The organism is Streptomyces sp. C (assembly GCF_000158895.1).
GTDB classification, from domain to species: Bacteria; Actinomycetota; Actinomycetes; order Streptomycetales; family Streptomycetaceae; genus Streptomyces; species Streptomyces racemochromogenes.
The window spans coordinates 6,596,627-6,615,500 of record NZ_GG657750.1; the positions used below are offsets into that span (position 1 = coordinate 6,596,627).

19 protein-coding genes and 1 tRNA gene are annotated in these 18,874 nt (G+C 70.5%); 11 read left to right on the forward strand and 9 right to left on the reverse strand.

What is annotated here, in order from left to right:
- Nucleotides 1–175 precede the first annotated feature (175 nt).
- Genes SSNG_RS29605 through SSNG_RS29620 form a run of 4 tightly spaced genes read left to right on the forward strand, consistent with a single transcriptional unit; the run spans nucleotide 176 to nucleotide 2,181 of the window.
- Complete coding sequence (locus SSNG_RS29605) at nucleotides 176–607, forward strand: roadblock/LC7 domain-containing protein (protein ID WP_007267614.1); 432 nt, start codon at nucleotides 176–178, stop codon at nucleotides 605–607.
- A complete protein-coding gene (locus tag SSNG_RS29610) occupies nucleotides 604–1,041 on the forward strand; it encodes a DUF742 domain-containing protein (RefSeq protein ID WP_050779773.1) in 438 nt (145 codons plus the stop codon). The genes SSNG_RS29605 and SSNG_RS29610 overlap by 4 nt, the downstream gene beginning before the upstream one ends.
- Nucleotides 1,019–1,639 (forward strand): ATP/GTP-binding protein, encoded by a 621-nt coding sequence (locus SSNG_RS29615; RefSeq protein ID WP_007267616.1) that lies wholly within the window; start codon nucleotides 1,019–1,021, stop codon nucleotides 1,637–1,639. Before SSNG_RS29610 ends, SSNG_RS29615 begins: the two co-directional genes overlap by 23 nt.
- The gene (locus tag SSNG_RS29620; RefSeq protein WP_007267617.1) at nucleotides 1,636–2,181 is read left to right on the forward strand and encodes a GAF domain-containing protein; all 546 of its coding nucleotides are present in this window, start codon (nucleotides 1,636–1,638) and stop codon (nucleotides 2,179–2,181) included. The genes SSNG_RS29615 and SSNG_RS29620 overlap by 4 nt, the downstream gene beginning before the upstream one ends.
- Here the strand turns inward: SSNG_RS29620 and SSNG_RS29625 are convergent, their stop codons facing one another.
- On the reverse strand, nucleotides 2,182–3,078 hold the full coding sequence (locus tag SSNG_RS29625; protein WP_042802232.1) for a transketolase C-terminal domain-containing protein: 897 nt from the start codon (nucleotides 3,076–3,078) through the stop codon (nucleotides 2,182–2,184).
- A 20-nt stretch (nucleotides 3,079–3,098) separates the two neighbouring features.
- The gene (locus tag SSNG_RS29630; RefSeq protein WP_042802233.1) at nucleotides 3,099–3,800 is read right to left on the reverse strand and encodes a transketolase; all 702 of its coding nucleotides are present in this window, start codon (nucleotides 3,798–3,800) and stop codon (nucleotides 3,099–3,101) included.
- A gap of 145 nt (nucleotides 3,801–3,945) precedes the next feature.
- Between SSNG_RS29630 and SSNG_RS29635 the strand changes: the two genes are divergently transcribed.
- Nucleotides 3,946–4,022: transfer RNA gene (locus tag SSNG_RS29635), tRNA-Pro, on the forward strand.
- Nucleotides 4,023–4,050: 28 nt separating this feature from the next.
- Here SSNG_RS29635 and SSNG_RS29640 read toward each other — a convergent pair.
- The 5 genes from SSNG_RS29640 to SSNG_RS41345 all read right to left on the reverse strand — a co-directional run bounded on the left by SSNG_RS29640 (nucleotide 4,051) and on the right by SSNG_RS41345 (nucleotide 8,787).
- Nucleotides 4,051–5,142: a site-specific integrase gene (locus SSNG_RS29640; RefSeq protein WP_128637214.1), complete on the reverse strand. Its 1,092-nt coding sequence runs from the start codon at nucleotides 5,140–5,142 to the stop codon at nucleotides 4,051–4,053.
- Nucleotides 5,143–5,160: 18 nt separating this feature from the next.
- Nucleotides 5,161–5,451: a hypothetical protein gene (locus SSNG_RS29645; protein WP_042802235.1), complete on the reverse strand. Its 291-nt coding sequence runs from the start codon at nucleotides 5,449–5,451 to the stop codon at nucleotides 5,161–5,163.
- 348 nt (nucleotides 5,452–5,799) lie between these two features.
- Nucleotides 5,800–6,360, reverse strand: coding sequence for a hypothetical protein (locus SSNG_RS29650; RefSeq protein ID WP_129593349.1), 561 nt, complete (start codon nucleotides 6,358–6,360; stop codon nucleotides 5,800–5,802).
- Between the two features lie 170 nt (nucleotides 6,361–6,530).
- Nucleotides 6,531–7,514, reverse strand: coding sequence for an SDR family oxidoreductase (locus SSNG_RS38220; RefSeq protein ID WP_007267622.1), 984 nt, complete (start codon nucleotides 7,512–7,514; stop codon nucleotides 6,531–6,533).
- Nucleotides 7,515–7,587: 73 nt separating this feature from the next.
- Nucleotides 7,588–8,787, reverse strand: a complete 1,200-nt coding sequence (locus tag SSNG_RS41345) for a hypothetical protein (protein ID WP_165365034.1) — start codon at nucleotides 8,785–8,787, stop codon at nucleotides 7,588–7,590.
- A gap of 315 nt (nucleotides 8,788–9,102) precedes the next feature.
- On the opposite strand from SSNG_RS41345, the gene SSNG_RS29665 reads away from it, so the two are divergent.
- The 6 genes from SSNG_RS29665 (at nucleotide 9,103) to SSNG_RS29690 (ending at nucleotide 14,982) form a co-directional block, all read left to right on the forward strand.
- Nucleotides 9,103–10,917, forward strand: a complete 1,815-nt coding sequence (locus tag SSNG_RS29665; RefSeq protein WP_007267624.1) for a fatty acyl-AMP ligase — start codon at nucleotides 9,103–9,105, stop codon at nucleotides 10,915–10,917.
- Nucleotides 10,914–11,210, forward strand: coding sequence for an acyl carrier protein (locus SSNG_RS29670; protein WP_007267625.1), 297 nt, complete (start codon nucleotides 10,914–10,916; stop codon nucleotides 11,208–11,210). Before SSNG_RS29665 ends, SSNG_RS29670 begins: the two co-directional genes overlap by 4 nt.
- A complete protein-coding gene (locus tag SSNG_RS29675; RefSeq protein WP_007267626.1) occupies nucleotides 11,207–12,715 on the forward strand; it encodes an NAD(P)/FAD-dependent oxidoreductase in 1,509 nt (502 codons plus the stop codon). Before SSNG_RS29670 ends, SSNG_RS29675 begins: the two co-directional genes overlap by 4 nt.
- Nucleotides 12,715–12,942: an acyl carrier protein gene (locus SSNG_RS29680; protein ID WP_042802241.1), complete on the forward strand. Its 228-nt coding sequence runs from the start codon at nucleotides 12,715–12,717 to the stop codon at nucleotides 12,940–12,942. The genes SSNG_RS29675 and SSNG_RS29680 overlap by 1 nt, the downstream gene beginning before the upstream one ends.
- 90 nt (nucleotides 12,943–13,032) lie before the next feature.
- Nucleotides 13,033–14,325, forward strand: a complete 1,293-nt coding sequence (locus SSNG_RS29685) for a beta-ketoacyl-[acyl-carrier-protein] synthase family protein (protein WP_007267628.1) — start codon at nucleotides 13,033–13,035, stop codon at nucleotides 14,323–14,325.
- 24 nt (nucleotides 14,326–14,349) lie between these two features.
- The gene (locus tag SSNG_RS29690; protein ID WP_007267629.1) at nucleotides 14,350–14,982 is read left to right on the forward strand and encodes a sterol desaturase family protein; all 633 of its coding nucleotides are present in this window, start codon (nucleotides 14,350–14,352) and stop codon (nucleotides 14,980–14,982) included.
- A gap of 1,453 nt (nucleotides 14,983–16,435) precedes the next feature.
- Here SSNG_RS29690 and SSNG_RS29695 read toward each other — a convergent pair.
- Together SSNG_RS29695 and SSNG_RS40380 are read right to left on the reverse strand one after the other, a co-directional pair.
- Entirely contained in the window at nucleotides 16,436–17,713 is a 1,278-nt protein-coding gene (locus SSNG_RS29695; protein WP_206436595.1) for a hypothetical protein, read from the reverse strand.
- On the reverse strand, nucleotides 17,710–18,672 hold the full coding sequence (locus SSNG_RS40380; protein ID WP_128637220.1) for a hypothetical protein: 963 nt from the start codon (nucleotides 18,670–18,672) through the stop codon (nucleotides 17,710–17,712). The genes SSNG_RS29695 and SSNG_RS40380 overlap by 4 nt, the downstream gene beginning before the upstream one ends.
- Nucleotides 18,673–18,874: the final 202 nt, after the last annotated feature.

The window sequence follows — 18,874 nt, forward strand, 5'->3', positions numbered from 1 at the left end:
CGCGCCCAGCAGCACCTCGCACCCCAGCTGCGCGACGCCCCCGCCCCCCGACGGACCGACGAAACCGAACAACCCGTGCACGACCCAGGCCTGATGGCCGCCTTCCAAGCGGGGCTTCGGGCCTCGCCCAGATCGGACGGAACAGGCCATGAACCCCAGCAAGGAGCACACCCCCATGGCCGGCGAACTGGCGACGAAGACAGGAAGCCTCTCCGATCTCGACTGGCTGCTCAGCGGTCTGGTCCAACGGGTCCCGTACACCCGCAGCGCGGTACTGCTCACCGCCGACGGACTCGTCACCTGCGTCCACGGCCTGGACTCCGACAGCGCCGACCACATGGCCGCCCTCGCCTCCGGCCTCTACTCCCTCGGCCGCAGCGCCGGCGCACGCTTCGGGGACGGGGCCGAGGTCCGGCAGGTGGTCGTGGAACTCGACACCGCGCTCGTCTTCGTCTCGGCGGCCGGCTCCGGCACCTGCCTGGCGGTGCTCGCGGACCGGGAGGCCGACGCCGGCGTGCTCGGCTACGAGATGGCGATGCTGGTCAAGAGCGTACGGCCGTACCTGGCGGCCCCGCCGCGCCGGCCCGTCGCCGACGCGGAGCGATGAGGGCCTGGGCGAGGGGGGTCCACGGTGTCCCGCCGGCCGGCTTCGCCACGGCCCGGGACACGCCCTGGCTGGACGACTCCGCCGGCCGGGTCATGCGCCCGTACACCGCCTGCGGCGGCCGGACCCGTCCCGCCGTCGCGCTCGACCTGCTGTCCCGGATGACCGCCACCGGCGTCCGCCCGGGCATCCCGCTCGGGGCCGAGCACACCCTCGCCCTGCGCGCCTGCGCCGGCGCGTCGGCGGTGACGGTCGCCGAGGTGGCCGGGCAGCTGCGGCTCCCGGCCGTGGTGGTGAAGGTGCTGCTGTCCGACCTGATGGAGTACGGGGCCGTCATGGCACAGGCGCCCCGCTTCCCGAACGGCGGCGGCTCCTTCGCCGCCGACGACCTGTGCCTGCTGCGGGCGGTGCTCGATGGCCTTCGCCGACGGCTGTGAGACGGCCGCCCCGGCCCTGCCCGCGACCTTGAAGATCCTGGTCGCGGGCGGCTTCGGGGCGGGGAAGACCACCTTCGTCGGGGCGGTCAGCGAGATCGAACCGCTGTGCACGGAGGAACTCCTGAGCGGGCTCGGCGAGAGCTCCGACCGGCTCGACGGGGTCACGTCCAAGACGGCCACGACCGTCGCCCTGGACTTCGGCCGCCTCACCCTGGACGACCGGCACGTCCTGTACCTCTTCGGCACGCCCGGGCAGGAGCGCTTCTGGTTCCTGTGGGAGGAACTGTGCGCGGGAGCGCTCGGGGCGGTCGTCCTCGCCGACACCCGCCGGCTCGCCGACTGCTTCCCCGCCGTGGACTTCTTCGAGCGCCGCGGGATCGGCTTCGTCGTCGCCGTCAACGAGTTCGACGGCAGCCACCGCTACACCTCCCAGGAGGTCCGCGACGCCGTCGGCCTCGACCCGGACGTACCCGTCGTCCGGTGCGACGCGCGCCTGGCCCGCTCCGGTACGGGGACCTTGGCCGCGCTCGTCCACCACCTGCTGTCCACGGCCCGCCAGGGCCGCCCACCACACCCGGACCCGGGGGAACCGCCATGACCTACTACGAATCGACCGGCCACCTGCTGCTCACCCCCGTGGACCGGGAGGCGCCCGCGCGGGCCGTCCGGCTGCGCGAGATGGACCTCGGCGAACGGGAGGACCCGGAACTCGACGAGTTCGCCCGCCGGGTGGCCCGGACCCTGGAGGCCCCCCACGCGGGCGTCAACTTCGTCGGCGAGGACCGGCAGTTCTTCGCCGGCCTGCACCACGGCCCGGACGCCGCCGCCAGCGGCTACCCGGCCCGCGTACTGCCCCGGGACCACGGCTACTGCCCCCACGTCGTGGTGCGGCGGCGGGCCCTGGTCCTGGAGGACGTACGCGACTTCGCGCGCTTCGCGGGCAACGCGGTCGTCGACGAGAGCGGGGTGCGCTCCTACCTCGGAGCCCCCCTCACCGACCGGCGCGGCTTCGTCCTCGGCACCGTCTGCGCGGTGGACGTGGTGCCGAGGCGGTGGGGGACCCAGGGCCTCGCGACGGTCAAGGCCCTCGCCGCCGAGCTGGCGGAACTGCTGCACGCCCGGCCCGGCCGCCGGGGGTGATCAGCGCAGGAAGCCGGTGATCCGCTCCCGCAGGGTGCCCGCGTCCAGGCCGTGGGCGGCGGTGTGCTCGTCGATCGTGCCGTAGCGGCGCAGCTCGGCGCGCCCCACGCCCAGCGGCAGCACCCGGTGCGGGACGTCCACGAGGGCCTGCCCGGCGGCCGCCGCCGAGGTCCCCGCGAGGTACGGCTCCACCAGCACCACGTCCGCCGAGGCCCGTGCGACGGAGGCGCGCAGGGCCGCGTCGTCGAAGGGGCGCACGGTGGCCGCGTACAGGACGGTGACGTCGAGCCCCTCGGTCGCCGCGAGGACGTTGTCCAGCAGCGGCCCGACGGCCAGCACCACGCCCGCGCGCCCCTCCCGCACGGTCTGGAACCGCAGGTCGCCCAGGGGGCGCGGGGCGGCGTTCGACTGCTGGGAGAGCCGGACGTACACCCGGTCGTCTCCGGCTGCGTAGGCGTGCCGCAGCAGCGCCTCCGCCTCGTCGGGGTGGCCGGGGACGTGGACGGTCCAGCCGTCGAGGGTGTCGAGCAGCGCCACGTCCCCGGGCGCCATGTGGGTGTACCCGCCGGCGGGCCAGTCGTAGCTGGCGCTGGCGCTGACCAGGACCCCGCCCGTGCCCTGGTGTCCGAAGTCCAGCTTGACCTGCTCGAACGGCCGCTCGACGAGGAAGCTGGCGAAGGTGTGCAGCACGGGCCGCAGCCCGGTGAGGGCCAGCCCGCCGCCCACCCCGATCAGCAGCTGTTCCCGGATCCCGACGTTGACCACCCGGTCCGGGTGCCGCTCCTGGGCGGGCCGGAAGCCGTCCATGGAGATCTCGGCGAGCACGAGTGCCAGCCGGGGGTCCTCGTCCAGCAGCCGCGACGTGACCGAGATGAACCTCTCCCGCATGGTGTCCATGACGTCCGTGCCCCTTCCCCTCAGAACTTCTTCTCGACGCGGGCGACGACGGCGTGCGGCCGGCCCGGATGCGGTGTGGTGAAGGCGGCGTGCAGCGCCGCGTGGTCCCGCCCGTCCACGGTGACGGCGCTCCAGCCGGCCGCCTCGAAGCGGGAGGCGATCCCGCCGGGCCAGCCGTGGGTGGCGGAGTCGTTGTCGATCACCACGGTGTGCAGCGCCTCCAGTCCGGCCGAGCCGGCGTGCGCGATGGCCTCGTGGTTGCTGCCCTCGTCGAGCTCCGCGTCCCCGATCAGCACCCACACGGCGGCCTCGTCCAGCCCCTGGGCCCGCAGCCCGAGCGCGGTTCCGACGCCGAGCGGCAGCCCGTGCCCGAGGGAGCCGCTGGAGATCTCCACGCCGGGGATCAGCGTGCGGTCGGGGTGGTGGCCGAGCGGGGAGTCGTACGCCCCGAAGCCGGGCAGCCAGTCGACGGGGAAGAACCCCTTGGCGGCGAGCACGGCGTAGTAGGCCATCGGCCCGTGCCCCTTGGACAGCAGGAACCGGTCCCGCCCGGCGTCCCGCGCGCTTCCTGGGCCGACGCGCAGCACCCGGTCGTAGAGCACCCACAGCACGTCGAGGGTGGAGGTGGCGGCGGGCCCGTGCTTCTCGGCCCCTGTCATGAGCGCGATCAGCCGGTCCAGATCCTCGTAGCGGAGCCCGGTGTCCGCGGATACCTGTGTCATGCACCAACCATGCAACCTCAAGCAGACTTGAGGTCAACCCCGCCCTCCCGCCCCGCTCCCGAAAAGGTGCGCGCGACCACCCCCGGAAGTGCGGTATTGTTCTCGTGCCGGTCAGGCCAGGGGGAAACCCCAGGTCAGCAGGCATCGGGACGTGGCGCAGCTTGGTAGCGCACTTGACTGGGGGTCAAGGGGTCGCAGGTTCAAATCCTGTCGTCCCGACCATGCTTTATGCAGGTCGGAGGCCGTTCTCTCATCCACGAGAGGACGGCCTTTCGTGTATCCGGGGCCATGGTGGTCGCAATGTGGTCGCACGTCCAGCCTGTGGCTGGTCCGTTGCCGCGCAGAAGGCCGGCGGCGCGGGGAAGTGGACCCGGCCGAGGGCTTCGCGGAGCTGCTGCAGGTGGTCGCGTGGTGGTCGCAGCCATGCCGGGCGGTGCGTTTCCTGGCCGGTGTTCTGGGCTCCGGTGAGGGTGCGGTCGATGGTGTCGACGGCTTCGCGGGCTGCCTGCCGGGTGAGGTGGCTGTAGATGTTCGCGGTGGTCGACAGGGTGGAGTGCCGCAGCGTCTTGGACACCACAGTGAGCGGAACGCCGGCGGAGATGGTGATCGTGGCAGCCAGGTGACGCAGGTCGTGGACGGTGATCCGCGGGACGCCGGCCTCTTCGGACAGCTCATGCAGCCGGTCGAGGACCTGATGCGGTCCAAGCGGGCGCCCGTCGGATCGGCAAAAGACGAGCCCTGCGAACGGATCGTCAGGATCACCCCTCGTAGGCCGTGTCGTGCGTGCATGGTGCCGGAGGGCGGTGGCGACCCGCGGTGAAATCGCTACCCAGCCGCGACTCGACCGAGTTTTCGGCGCCGTGATGACGAGACGGTTGTTGTCGATGGCGGACAGGGTGCAGCGCACGTAGAGGACGGCCTCGCCCAGGTAGACATCGTCCCAGTGCAGCCCGAGAGCTTCGCCCTTGCGCATGCCGGTCCCGATCAGGAACTCGAACAGGTCGGCCATGTCCGGGTCGGCCTGGTGGCAGTAGGTGAGGAAGCGTGCGGCCTCCTGCGCGGTCCAGATGCGTCGTTCCGGTGCCGGCGGGCGGCGCAGGACCGGGGGAGAAGCGGGGTTGTGGGGGAGGCGGTGTTGGCGGACGGCGTCGCCGAGGGCGCTGGAGAGGGTGGCCAGGCAGCGGTAGAGGGTGGTGCGGCCACGGCCAGCGGCCAGCTGGCAGGTGACGAAGGCCGAGATGTGCCGGTGCGCGAGCTGGTCGAGCTTGAGTGTGCCGAAGGCCGGGACGAGGTCGTTGCGGACGTAGTCGCGGTAGCGGGCCATCGTGGTCGGCTTCAGCACCAGGGCCTTCGCCTGCAGTCAGGTGTCGAGGTAGGCGGTGACCGTCTGGCTGGGGTCGGCGTTGTACCCGCCGGCCTCGCCCTCGAGGAACCGGCCCAGCGCCTGCTCGGCCGCGTCCTGGGTGGAGAATCCGCCCCGTCGCACCGTGGTGCGGTGACGGTCCGGGGTGGGGACGTCGACGGCGAAGTTCCAGGTGCCGTGCTGGCTGTCCGTGGTCAGATGGGGGCAGCGGGTGCCGAGCTGGTGGTGCTGGGGGTCTCTGCAGCCGCAGCGGCGGTAGATCCGGCCGCGGCCGACGCTGGTACGCATGGGGATCGCCTCCAGGAGGCGAGAGGGGGGAGTGGATTCTTCCAGCGTGCGACCACAGGCGACCACCACGCCTTCCAGAGCCTCCTGACCAGCACGTTTCCCTTGGCAGTGCGCCAAGGGCAGCGCGGTTACCCAGCTCTGCGGGAGCGGCGTACGATCCCCTCTCTCTTCGACGGCACGGGGCATCACCAACCCGCTCGGAGGGCTACCCAAGCTGTAGCCGCCGGTGAGCCCCAGGTTGGGGTTCGTACAGGTCGCGGCCGGTGCCGTTCGGCACCGGCCACGTCTATCGGCGGACATGGCCCCGGTGGAGCAGGGCGCTGTCACCCCGCTCCGGCCTGCGGATACCTAGGGCATGGGGAACTTGCTCAGAGGGTTGACGATCTCAGCGTGCCCTTCGAAGGTGAAGAGCGCGGTACCGGCTGCTGCGGGACTCGTACCGAAGGTGTCGGTGAAGGCCGCCGCGGCCGGGGTCGTGATGTACAGGGTGTTGGGTGAGGCGTCGAAGGTGGTGGGGGTGACCTTGGCCAGGCTGGGCGAGGATTTGTAGTGCAGGAAGTCGGTGGGGGTGGCCGGTGAGCCGTCCGGGGCGAAGTCTGCGCTGGTGTCGCCTTCGGTGAGGCGGACGTGGATGTGGAGGTTGGTCACGTCCAGACGGTGTCCGTTGCGCGAGAAGCGCATGCCGCCTTGGAGGGGGGCTTCCCCGCCGGAAAGGTTGGCCTTGGCGGTGCCGGTGCCCGGCAGGGTGACGCAGGTGCCCGTGGCCGTCGCGGGTGCGATGGCTTCCATGGTGACGCCCTGGGCTTCCGCGGCGCGAGCTGCCTCGGGGGTGAGGCAGTACGTTCCGGTGCCGCGCAGTGACAGGTCGGGGCCGATGGCGGCGACGGTGGCGACGGCTGCCACAGCCACGAGTGACAGGGTGGCCAGGCGCTTCTGGGTGGGAGAGATATTCATGCCCCGGTAACGAATCGCCTCCGGATACGACGCGAACAGCGGATCATGATCACCCGAATGCCACGTACCAGCCTCTCGCGGCGACTCACGAAGCTCTTCTGCCGGGAAGCCGGCGCCAGGCCAGGTCAGATAGCCCACGGTGCGCAGCGCCGGACATCGTGCGCGAGGGCCTTCATCGCTTCCGCCCGGGTCAGTTGGCGCGGCAGTAGCCGAGGCAGGTCGCAGGGCAGGGCGGACTGGGTGGGCGGCTGGAATCCGAGTTGGGCCAGGCGCGCCATGCCGTGGGTGCGGGAGTGCGCCGTGGCGGGTTCGGCCAGCAGTGGGCCCCGGGCGGGTCGGCCGGCTTCCTCCAACCAGTCGAGGCAGGCTTCCTCGATGTCGGCCGCGGTCAGCCGCGCCGGCCCGGCGGTGGCCCAGTGAACGCCGCCCACGGTGGGGTCCCCGGCGAGCAGGGCTTCGGTCAGCGCGATGATGTAGTCGACGAGCAGTTCCATGGGCAGGATGTCGCACCAGTGGTCGGGGTTGACGGGCACGCCGCCGGCCCTGCCGCGCAGCAGTACGTCGTACAGGACGTGGGGGAACTGGTGCCGGGGTGGCGTGGAGGCGCTGCGCGAGGCGAACAGCAGAGCGGGCCGCACGATGGCGACGGGCTGCTCACTGTGGGCTGCCCACTCCTCGGCCCGGCGCTTGGAGCTGCTGTAGGCACGCATCGAGCGGGCGGTGAGGTCGTCGCCGGTGACCTCGAAGGCGGCCGCGGCCGAGGAGAGCAGGACCACGGGTGCCTGTGCCTCTGCGGCGAGTCGGAGGATCCGGCGGGTGCCGTCGGCGTTGACGTCGTCGAAGGCGGTGAGATCGGGCGGGGCGAAGGCGGTCAGGGCGCCGCAGTGGACGATGACGTCGGTACGAGCCGCCAGATCGCGGCGCCGGCGGGTGTCCAGTCCGAGGCCCTCGGCGGTGAGGTCGGCCTGTACGCAGGTGGGGGCGCCCGGGGGGCGGCTGCGGTGGACGAGTGCGGTGACTTGGTAGCGGGCGGCGAGCGCCGGGAGCAAAGCGGAGCCGATCACTCCCGTCGCGCCGGTGATCAGGACGGTCGGGCGAGGCGAAGTCATGGTGTGCCTCCATCGGGCTTGTGGGCGGGACGGCGGATGCGGTGCCCGGTTCGAGACTGGTTGCCGCAAGAGTTCAATGGCGGGTGGCGGCGGCCAGTGTCGCCAGTTCTTGCTCCCACAGGCGGGGCAGGTCTCGGACGTGCTGGTGCTCGCCGCGGGCGGTGAAGGAGACGGTGGCCCGGGTGCCGCAGAGGAGGAGCGCGCTGGAGAAGAGATGGCCGGCGGCGAGCGGTGGCATGGCGGTGCTGCCGATGACGGGGGCTCCATCGAAGGCCAACGGGGTCGGGATCCCCAGCAGGGTGGCGCTGGCCAGCGCGTCCCCCGGGCTGAGTGAGGGCGCGATGTGCTGCCACAACATGTGGTGGGGCGCCCGGTCCAGGATGCGGCGGATCTGGTCTCGGGGCCAGAAGCGGGTCTGCTCGACCATGCGCTCGAGGCGCTGGCCCGCACTGGGCTCGTCCACCGGAAGGAGCAGGCGCGCATGCCCCATCCGGTTGCCTCGGTCCTGGCGCTCGGTGCGGAGTCGTACGTTGAACGGGACCCGCACGGGGACGGGCTGCTGGCATGCGCCCGGTGACAGCCAGGTCCGTACGGCACCAGCCAGGGCGGCGAGGTAGATGTCGTTGAGGGAGGCGCCCGAGGCGCGGACCACGGCACGCATGGTGTCCACGGGAACGTCCGTGCAGGTCAGGAGCCGATCATCGGTGCATGGTGGGCAGCTTGCCGACCGGCGGCCTTCAAGTGGCTGCCCGGTCAAGGGAATTGCGGGGACGCGGTCGGTGAACAGGCGCCGGATCGTGTGCGCGACGGCTGCGCCGTCCTGGGCGGCGTGGTGGACGCGGTAGGCGAGCAAGTATTCGTCCTCGCGTTCAGCGTCCAGCAGCCACACACCCCAGCGCGGCCGGTCGTCCGGAACCGGCTGGTTGGCCATCCTCTCCGTACCTGTGCGTGGATCGCCGCCGCCACCGAGAACGTGAACGTGATCGCCCACATGGAAGGAGTCGAACGGGTTCCAGCGCTCCTCGCGGGGCGGGCCGTCCAAATGCTCCTGGAGTACGGGTACTTCAGCCAGGCGGGCAGCGATCAGGGAGGCAAGCCGCTCCGGGCCGGGTCTGGGGCCGCGCAGCCGTAGGGCGACACCGACGACGAATCCGTCGTCGGGACGCTGACGCGCCCACTCCAGCATGCCGCGGTCCTGCGCGGGGCTGAACTCCCCCTCGGCCGAGAGCGCGGCAGGCCCCCCATTGCCCTTGGCCGCCACCGGTTCCTCCACTTCTCGGTCTTTACATGAAAGGGAACGGCCCTGGACGGGTTTGGTTACTACCGGTGCTGGTGGGGGCGTCACCTCAGCCCTTCCCCAGTCACCTGAACGGCGGCATGAATGACCCGAATGGATCAGGTGGCTTCTGCTCGATTGCGATGGGAGTCCAACGTACGGTCAGCTGCTGGTCATGGACGGCCGCCCTCCGTGCTTCGGCCTGCCCTACCCAGCCGGCCAGCTCGGCCCGGGACAGTGGACCTCTCCGTCGGAACGTCCGTTCCGCATACCTACAGTTCGCCCGATGCTCGGTGAAAGGAACCTTCGGTCATGCCTGGCCACTGCGACTCCGGTTCTGCTTCCTCGCTCGCTGCTGCTGCCCCGGGTGCCTTATCGGCGAATCCGGAGTGGGCGCCGCTTCCGGTGGTCGTCAGCGGCCATGCCGTCCGCGGCGGTGACCGTCCCGCGCTCAGCTTCGTCAGCTACAGCCGCGTACCGGAAGGGGCCTGGCACACGCTGACCTTCGCGGAGGTGGATCTGCGGGCACGGGCGCTTGCCGCTGCTCTCGAAGCCCGCTTCCCCCGGGGTGAGCGCGTGGCCGTGCTGTGCCCGCAAGGCACCGGGTACGGTCTGGCGTTCCTGGCCTGCCTGTACGCCGGCATGATCGCGGTACCGCTGTTCCCGCCGGAGGATCCCCGCCGTACCGGCCGGCTGAAGGCAGTGCTGGCGGACGCGGATCCGGTGTGCCTGCTCACCGTGGAGCAGGAGTCGGCACCCTGCCGGAACCTGGCCGACGGGCGTCTGCCGGTATGGGCGGTGGACGACATCAATCTCAGCCTCGCATCCCACTGGTCAGGACACGCGGCCGCCCCGGCGGACCCCGCCTACCTGCAGTACACCTCCGGCTCCACCGGCAACCCCCGGGGTGCCGTCATCACCCACGGAAACCTCGTGGCCAGCACGCGCCAGGTCATCGAGGGCTGCGGCCTGTCCGACAGCACCCCCCTTGCCAGCTGGCTGCCGCTCTACCACGACATGGGGCTCTGCAACGGCGTGCTCCTCCCGATGCTGGCCGGCGCGCACCTGGCGCTCATGTCCCCGCTGGCATTCATCCAGCGCCCCGCGCGCTGGCTGCGGCTGCTCGACGCGCACCGGGCCCACCTCAGTGCCGGCCCGAACTTCGCCTACGACCTCTGCGTCCGCAAGATCCCCGAACCCGCGGACCTGAACCTGGATTTGAGCTGCGTGCGCGTGCTGACCAACGGGGCGGAGCCGGTTCGCCCGGGCACCCTGCGCCGCTTCACCGAGGCCTTCGCGGGCTCGGGGCTCGCCCCTGATGTGGTCAAGCCCAGCTACGGGCTGGCCGAGGCCACCGTGCTGGTGTCCTGCAACCGCGTCGGACAGCGCTGGACCGAACTCGTTCTGGACAGCGCAGCGCTCGCCTCCGGCCGGGTCCGCGTCCTGAACGGCACCGCAACCGCCGCCGGTGCAGGGGCGACCACGGTCGTGGGCTGCGGTCGGCCCGTCGGCCAGGACGTACGGATCGCCGACCCGGAGACCGGCGTCGAGCGGGAGCCCGGCCTCACCGGTGAGATCTGGGTACGCGGCCCCAATATCGCCGCTGGCTACTGGAACCAGTCGGAGTCCTCCGCCGAGCTCTTCGACCGGACCCTGAAGAGCCTTGACGGCGCCGAGCCCGGCTGGATGCGTACGGGGGACTTGGGCTTCGTACACGAGGGGGAGGTGTTCGTCCTCGGCAGGATGAAGGACGTCATCATCATCCACGGCGCCAACCACGCGGCCTCTGACATCGAGGACACCGTCCACCAGACGATCGGCGAAGCCGTCCCCAGCGGGATCGCCGCCTTCGCCGTACCCGGCGACGACCACGAGGGCGACCGGCTTGTCATCGTCGTGGAACTCACCGCCGGCCCCCTGCAAGCCGAGTCCATCGGCCTGCGCCACCGCGTCCAGACCGCCGTCGCCAGCCGCCACGGCGTGCGGCCCTACGACGTCCTCGCCGCCAAGCGCGGCAGCCTGCCACGCACCACCAGCGGCAAGCTCCGGCGCGGTGACTGCCGTGACCGCTACCTCGCGGAGCGGGACGCGACCTGCCTGGCCACGAAGATCAGGGACGCCCAGTGAAAGACCACACCGAGATCTCGGACATCACCGACTGGCTGACCGGCCACCTCGCCGCCCTGCTGGACGTCCCCGCCGCGGACATCGACACCACCGTGCCTCTGGATGCCCTCGGTGTCACCTCGATGGAAGAGGTCGCCCTCACGGGCGCCCTGGAAGAGCAGTACGGGCTGACCATCCCCCTCACCGACTTGAGGCGCCACCCCAGCGTCGAGTCCCTCTGCGCCCACCTCAACGGCCTCGTCGCCCAGCACCCCACCGAAGCCCTTTCCTCGACCGGGGAAGGCGCGGCATGAGCGGTCCGGCCGGCCGATCGCCGCGCGTCGCTGTCATCGGGGCAGGCGTATCGGGCCTCTGCATGGGGCACCGGCTCAAGAGCGCGGGCATCGACGACTTCGTCATCTACGAGAGGGCGCCCGAGGTCGGCGGGGTGTGGCGGGACAACACCTACCCGGGCCTCAACTGCGACCTGCCCTCGCGCAACTACGCGTACTCCTTCGCCCCGAACGCGGAGTGGACGCAGTTCTACTCCGACGGCCAGGAGATCCGCCGCTACCTCAACCACGTAGCGGACACCTGCGGCCTGCGCGAGCACATTCGGCTCGGCGAGGAAGTCACCACCGCGACCTTCGCCGACGGGCAGTGGACTCTCGAGACGGCCCTGGGAGCGACGGAATCGTTCGACTTCCTCCTGTGCGCCACCGGACTGCTCGTCCATCCGAAGGTTCCGCAGATCCCCGGCCTGGACGAGTTCGCGGGCGCCGCATTCCACTCCTCGCGCTGGGACCACACCGTCCCACTGGCCGGGCGGCGGATCGCCGTCATCGGAACGGGATCAACCGGCGTCCAGCTCACCTGCGCACTCGCCGAAACGGCCGGCCGCTTCATGCTCTTCCAGAGAACCCCGCAGTGGGTCTTCCCGAAGGTGAACAAGCGCTACAGCGCCTGGGCCAAGGCGGCCCACCGACGCATCCCGGGCTTCTCCCGCCTCGCCGACCACGCATGGCGTCTCGCCTATGAACACACCATCGGCGCGGCGCTGGTCAAGCCGGGGCTGCGGCGCGCCCTGTTCGGCCTCGGATGCCGCCTCGCGCTGAGGAGCGTCCGGTCGGCTCCGCTACGGCGCAAACTCACCCCCGACTACCAGCCGATGTGCAAGCGGATCGTCACCGCCTCCGGGTTCTACCGGGCCGTCCAGCTACCCCACGTCGACGTGGTGACCGAGTCGCTCGAGAAGATCACGCCCACCTCGATCCTCACCGCCGACGGCCAGGAACACCCGGTGGACGTCATCATCCTCGCCACCGGATACCACGCGGACGCCTACACCCGGCCCATGAAGGTGACCGGACAGGACGGGATCACCCTGGACGCGGCATGGGCGGACGGTCCACGCGCCTACCGGACCGTCGCCGTCCCGCGCTTTCCGAACATGTTCCTCCTGTGCGGGCCCAACAGCCCCTATGCCAACGAGCCGGTCCTGCGAACGGCGGAAACCCAGGCCGACTACATCATGCAGTGGATCTCCCTCTTTCAAGAAGGGAAGATCTCGCAGGCCGCCCCCACCCGTGAGGCGACCGACTCCTACAACGCCGCCATCAACCGGGCGCTCCCACGCACCGTCTTCGCCGCCGGCTGTGCCAGCTGGTACCAGGACGTGCACGGCGTGCCGGTGATCTGGCCGTGGACCGCGAGCCGGCACCGAAAGATGCTCGCCGCGATCCGGCCCGACGACTTCGATACCCGACCCGGTCATGCACATCCCGAGGCGGACCGGCCCCTACAGATGGAGAACCCCTGATGTACGAGAAGCTGCTCGCTCTGCTGGACGAGATGGGCATCGACATCGCGCAGGCGACACCGCAGACCACCTTCCGCGACCTGGAGATGGACTCCCTGTCGCTGACCGAGCTGGCTGTCAACATCTCGGACGACACGGGCGTCTTCGCCGACGGCGAGGTCAGGGACATGACCCTCGCCCAGGCCGCACAGCGCCTGACGCAGGCAGCCGAGCCGCAACAGGCGTGACGCGGCGGGTCGCCCCCACCTCCCCGCCACGCCAGCGGAACCTGCAGCGATCAGCGCCGCCCTCTGACCTCACCGATGAAAGCAAAATCCATGACCGGCACCCGCCAACAACCCGCGACGGCAACCGCACGTCTCGGCCCAGTCCCGGGCCAGGAATTGACGAAGCGACCCGAGATCGCCGTCACCGGCCTCGGCATGCTCACCCCCGCCGGAACCGATGTGGAAACCACCTGGCACGGCGTCTGCGACGGCACGCCCACCGCTGCCACCTTCGACCGGCTCGCCGGACTTCCCGTCGATTTCTGCTGCTCCATCCCGTCGTTCGACGCCGACGCCGCGATCGGGCGCCGCACCGCCCGTCGCCTGGACCGCTCCACGCAGCTCGTCATCGCAGCCGCCAAACAGGCGCTGAACGATGCCGGTCTCGACCCGAACACCTGGGACAGCGCCCGAGTCGCGGTCATCACCGGCATCGCCCTCGGCGCCTCCCAAACCTGGGAGAACCAGCACGACATCCTGCGCGACCGTGGACCCAAGCAAGTGTCGCCCCTAATGATCACCATGATCGGGCCGAGTGCGGTGGCAGGGGAAGTCGCGCTCGCCTGCCGCGCCCACGGCCCCAGCCTCATGACTGCAACCGCCTGCGCTTCCGGCGCTACGGCCATTTCGCTCGGGCGCGACCTCCTCGCGACCGGACAGTGCGACATCGTCATCGCCGGCGGCACCGAATCCTGCGCCACCTCTCTGATCGTGACGGGCCTCGCCCAACTCGGCGCCCTCTCCAAGCGATGCGACGACCCCGCCGCCGCTTCCCGGCCCTTCGACCAGGCGCGTGACGGATTCGTCCTGGGCGAAGCAGCCGCCGTCCTCATCCTCGAACGGGCGAAGGACGCGAGAGCACGCGGCCACCGGCCCCGCGCCCTACTCGCCGGCTGCGGCTCCACCACCGATGCCCATCACCCCACGGCGCCCCATCCTGAAGGCCGCGGCGCCAAGGAGGCCATGCGCCTGGCCCTGGCCGACGCCGACCTCAGCCACCATGACGTGGCGTACGTCAACGCGCACGGCACCTCGACCCTCCTCAACGACGCCGTCGAAGCCGACGTGATCCGCACCCTGCTGCCCCGCGGACCCCTGGTCACCTCCACCAAGGGGGTGCTGGGCCATTCATTGGGGGCAACAGGCGCGGTCGAAGCGGCTCTGACCGTCCTGAGCGTGCAGCACTCCCTGGTCCCCCCGACTGCCAACCTGGAGAGCCCGGACTTCGGCTGCGACCTGAACTTCGTCACCAAGGCCGCCGAGAGCCGGCGCATCGAGGCGGCACTCAGCAACTCGTTCGGCTTCGGCGGCCACAACGTGGTCCTTGCCTTCCGGGCCCCGTGAATCCATGCACATCAGGAGCGAGCGATGACGCCTTCCCACGCAGGTCGCACAGAGCGCCGACCTGCCTCGCCGCCCGAGTTCGGATCCGGAATCCCGGAGGGTTTCACCCGGATCCACCCGGCCGTGCCCGTCATCCTCTACGGCCCGGCCGTCATCCTGCTCACGGCTCTGGCGCTTCCGTACGTCGACTGGCCCGCACTGGTCGGATACGGCGTGCTCGGCTACCTGGCATGGACACTGACGGAGTACTGGGTCCACCGGGCAGCCTTCCACTTCACCCCGAGAGGACCACGAACGCAAAGGCTGCACTGGATGGTGCACGGTCTTCACCATGACCACCCCAGCGATTCGCGGCGCCTGGTCCTGCACCCTCTGGCCACCCTCCTCGGCAACAGCACCACCTACGGCCTCAGCCACACCCTCTTCGACGCAGGCGCCGCGGACGCCGTCCCTGCCGGATTCATCGCCGGCTACCTCCTCTACGAGGCACTGCACTACCACCTGCACCACAACTCGCCGTCATCCGTACTCGGGCGTCGCTTGCGCGCACACCACCTGCGCCACCACTTCCAGGACGACGGCCGCGGGTTCGGCATCAGCTGCCCCTACTGGGACACCGTCTTCGGTACGGCGCCCGCACCCGCAGGGACGCACTGACTCTGGCCTGCCCCACGGGAGAGCTACGAACTCCTACTCGAAGCGGCGTGCAGCAGTGGGTGACCCGGTCGCCATAACAGCGCAGCCGAACCCACTTGTCACCTGGACCGGCACCTGCCACCGACCGACAGGCCACCTCATGGCAGCCCTGCGACAGATCTGACGAAGCACTCCAGCACGTGTCCGGCCGGTCGCTGCGCGGCTGCGGACCCCCCCTCCGGGGGAAGGGCCGGGAAAAGCAGTTGGCCGACAGGTGTTGCAGGTGACGCTTTGTCGGCGGCCCGCTGAGGGGGCCTGCCGTGCCCACCGGTTTGGCGCGGGAGGTCAGCCCCTGCCGAAGCTCCTGGAGGCATGCGGCGGGGAGGGTCATGTGGTGCCCCTTGGGGACCAGTTGGGGCCCAGTGCCCACGTCGATGGGCGCACAGCATGTATGGATGTGCATGCTGTGCGCCCTCGGATTGCCGCTGGGGGTCAAGGGGTCGCAGGTTCAAATCCTGTCGTCCCGACCAGCGTTTATGCAGGTCGGAGGCCGTTCTCTCACACGTGAGAGGGCGGCCTTTTCCGTGCCCGGAATGCTGGTGGTCGCAGTGTGGTCGCACGCCCGGTTCGGGGCTGGTTCGCCATGGTGCTGTACGCGGTCGGGGCGGGGGAGCGGAGCCGTTGGAGGGCTTCGCGGAGGTGCTGGATGTGGTCGCGTGGTGGTCGCAGCCATGCCGGGCGGTCTGTACGCGTGCTGGTCTTCTCGGCTCTGGTCAGCGTGTGGTCGACGGCTTCGCAGGCTGCCTGCTGGGTGAGGCAGCGTCTTGGAGACCACGGTCAGCGGCACGCGGGGTGAGATGGCGACCCGGCCGCGGCTGGAGGGGGTCTTCGGCGTGGTGATGACGAGGTGGTTGTTGTCGATGGCTGAGAGGGTGCAGCGGACGTAGAGGACGTGTTCCACGTAGGCCGAGATGTGGCGGTGGGCGAGCTGGTCGAGCTTGAGGGTGCCGCCGTGGGGACGAGGTCGTTGCGAGCGTAGTCGCGGTACCGGGCCATCGTCGTCGGCTTCAGCACGAGCGCTTTCGCAGTGAGCCACGCGTTCAGATAGGGGCGGCGATAGTGGTTCGGGTCGGCGTCGAACCCGCCAGCCTCGCCCTCGAGGAACCGCCGCAATGCATCGGCTGAGTCTTGGCTGACGAACCACCTCGACGGACCGTCGCCCGACGACGGTCCGGTGCAGGGACATCGACGGCGAAGGCCCAGGTCCCGTGGGTGCTGTCGGTGGCCAGGTGAGGACAGCGAGCACCGATCTGGTGGCGGTGGGTGTCCCGGCAGCCGCAGCGGCGGTGGGCATACCCCCGGGGACCGGAGATCGTCTGCTCATGGTCGGGATGGCAGCGGGTGGTCCGCAACTGGTCCGGATCTCGGTCCGCCCAGGGACAGCGTCGTCTTGGGTCGTAGCGGGCGCTGAGCGTCAGGCTGGGGAGTCGCCGGCCTGGGTCTTGAATTCGCGATCACGAGGAGAGATCAGTGTGCCGTGGTGGAAGCCGAGCCGAGGGTCGTGCCGCCAGGAGAGGCCGTCGACGTACTGCCGCAGTTCCGGCATGTGCACGCGCTGGCGGACCGTGTTGGCGGGGTAGTCGTAGATGGTGATGGTGTTGAGTCCGCGGTTGGCGGTGAACAGCAGGGTCTGGTCGGCGGAGAGCTGGCAGGCGTACACGGAATCGAGCAGGGTTCCGCGCGAGACCCGCAGGGCGGCGAGGAAGTGCCTGCTGCTCGCGGTCGGTGAGCCGCGGGTGAAGGCGTCGGTCACCTGGTGCAGTGCCTGTCGGCCGGCGAGGAGCTGCTCGGGCAGGCCGGGGCGCTCGTCGATGATCCGGTGGGTGGCGAAGTCGTCCAGGTCGATCATGACGATGGTGCCGCTGCCGCCGTTGCAGTAGATCAGTTCGCGGTCGGAGACGCAGACGTCCGAGTTGATGTGCGCCGGGGTCTCCCGCGGGGCCGTCCAATGGCGCAGGACCTGTCCGTGTGCGGCGTCGATCTCGAAGACGTATTCCTTGAGGTAGGCCATGGCCCATTCGTGCCAGTCGTGTCCTTCCTGGGGCAGGACGCGGAAGGAGAGGGCGTAGAACCGGTCTTCGCGGGGGTGGGCGGCCACGTGCCAGCAGGTGGCGGGTAGGCCGACGTGGCGGGCCGTGCCGGTGTGCAGGTCGAAGATGCCGACCTCGCGGGCCTCGCCGCGGCCGGGGTGGTCCATGCCGCCGTAGACGAGGTAACGGCCGGAAGCCGTGGTCTTCATGGCGTGGGGCAGCTTCAGGCCGTGCGGGCCCAGGCGCTCGGGAGCGTCGAGTTTGTCGAGGTCGAACCGCCACAGGTGCTCCCCGATCGCGCCGACGAACTCCCGGTCACCCAGCCAGGTGACGTGCGTGGTGCCTTTGATGGACGAGTCGGTGGGTTCGATCCTCAGGGTGGACAGGCGGGCGGTCTCGTCGAGGGTGGCGGTGTCGTAGAAGAGCAGGTGCTGGCCGGTGTTGCCGAGGAATCCGACGGCGTGGTCCGGGCTGACGCTGACGGCGTGGCCGCCGGCGATGCCGTCGTAGTAGTCGATCTTATAGGCGTACCGGCCGGTGGCGGGGTCGTAGTGGAAGACGCAGACGCCTGCCCGGCCTTCGAGTCCGTTGAGGCCGTTGCCGTCGAGGGCGATGTGGAAAGCGTACGGGTACTCGTGCGGCTCGGTGGCCAACGGGATCAACGGGGCTGCCTTTCGGGCCTGAAGTGACGGAAGCCAGAACTGTCGGTGTAGCCGGGCCGCATCGGCCTCCACGGGGCCCACCCGGCCGGCGGGCTCAACGGCTCGGCCGCGCGGGCGACGGTGTCCCAGAGGGAGGAGGCGGCACCGGCCGCCTCCCCGACCGGCTCGGCGCTGCCCTGCCCGTGTGCCGCGATAGTGCTCAGGGTGATACGGAAGGACGTGCGGTAGGCGTCCTCCACCAGAGCGCGCCTGACTGCGGGCCACAGCACGGGGGTGATCGCCCGCCACAACGGAGGAAGGGCGAACTGCTGATAGGCGCAGACGGTCACTCCAGTGCCGCCCGGGGTCCGGGCGAAGGACACCGAGCCGTCGTCCTGGACGGCGGAGCCGTTCGCACTGTGCACCTGCCGCCAGCGGAGCAGTTGCTTGTCCAGGCCGTAGTCAATGGTTTCCAGCTTGCAGACGTCGAGCACATCCGCGCCGGAGAGTGCGAGGTAGGCGGGCTGGGCCCGGCTGATGCTGCGCTCGAGCTGCCGGATCGGCCTGCCGGCCTCATCCCGCGCCCGGACATCCGTACTGCCGCCAAGGTAGCCGCTGGTCAGACCGATCACCCGGCTGATGTCGAGGGATGCGGTGAAGTCGTCGAACGGAGTGGGCACTTCCGCCTCGCAACGGAACAACACGGCTTCGTCCAGGTAGCGCCACCGCATCCCGTCGGCATCGGGCGGGACGGCCGCGATCAGCTGATCCAGTGGTTCCAGATGGCCAGTCACCGCCTCGAACTCCGAGGGCCCGAAGGCCAGTACGTCGACGCCGAGCGGTGTCTCCGCCGTACGAGGCGCGACGTCATTCGGGCTGATCCGGAGGGCGGACGCCAACCCTGTCGCCAACTCGGCCGTTTGGTCGACGACCGTCAGTAACCTTCGCAGCGCCACTTCGGCCAGGGGGATGTTGGGCATGGTTCCGCCCTACCCGGCGCCACCACCTCCCATACCAGCCGTGCTCGCCGAGTCCGGCCCATGCGCCGATCGGCGAACTGTCGAGGTGGACGGTGTACCCGTCGGCTCTCGGGGCCGGCGGTAGCGGCGCATGGATAGCGGTAACGCCGTCAAGAAGAACTCGGCACGCGCGTCGGTGCCGACGGGATCCGGCCACTTCCCG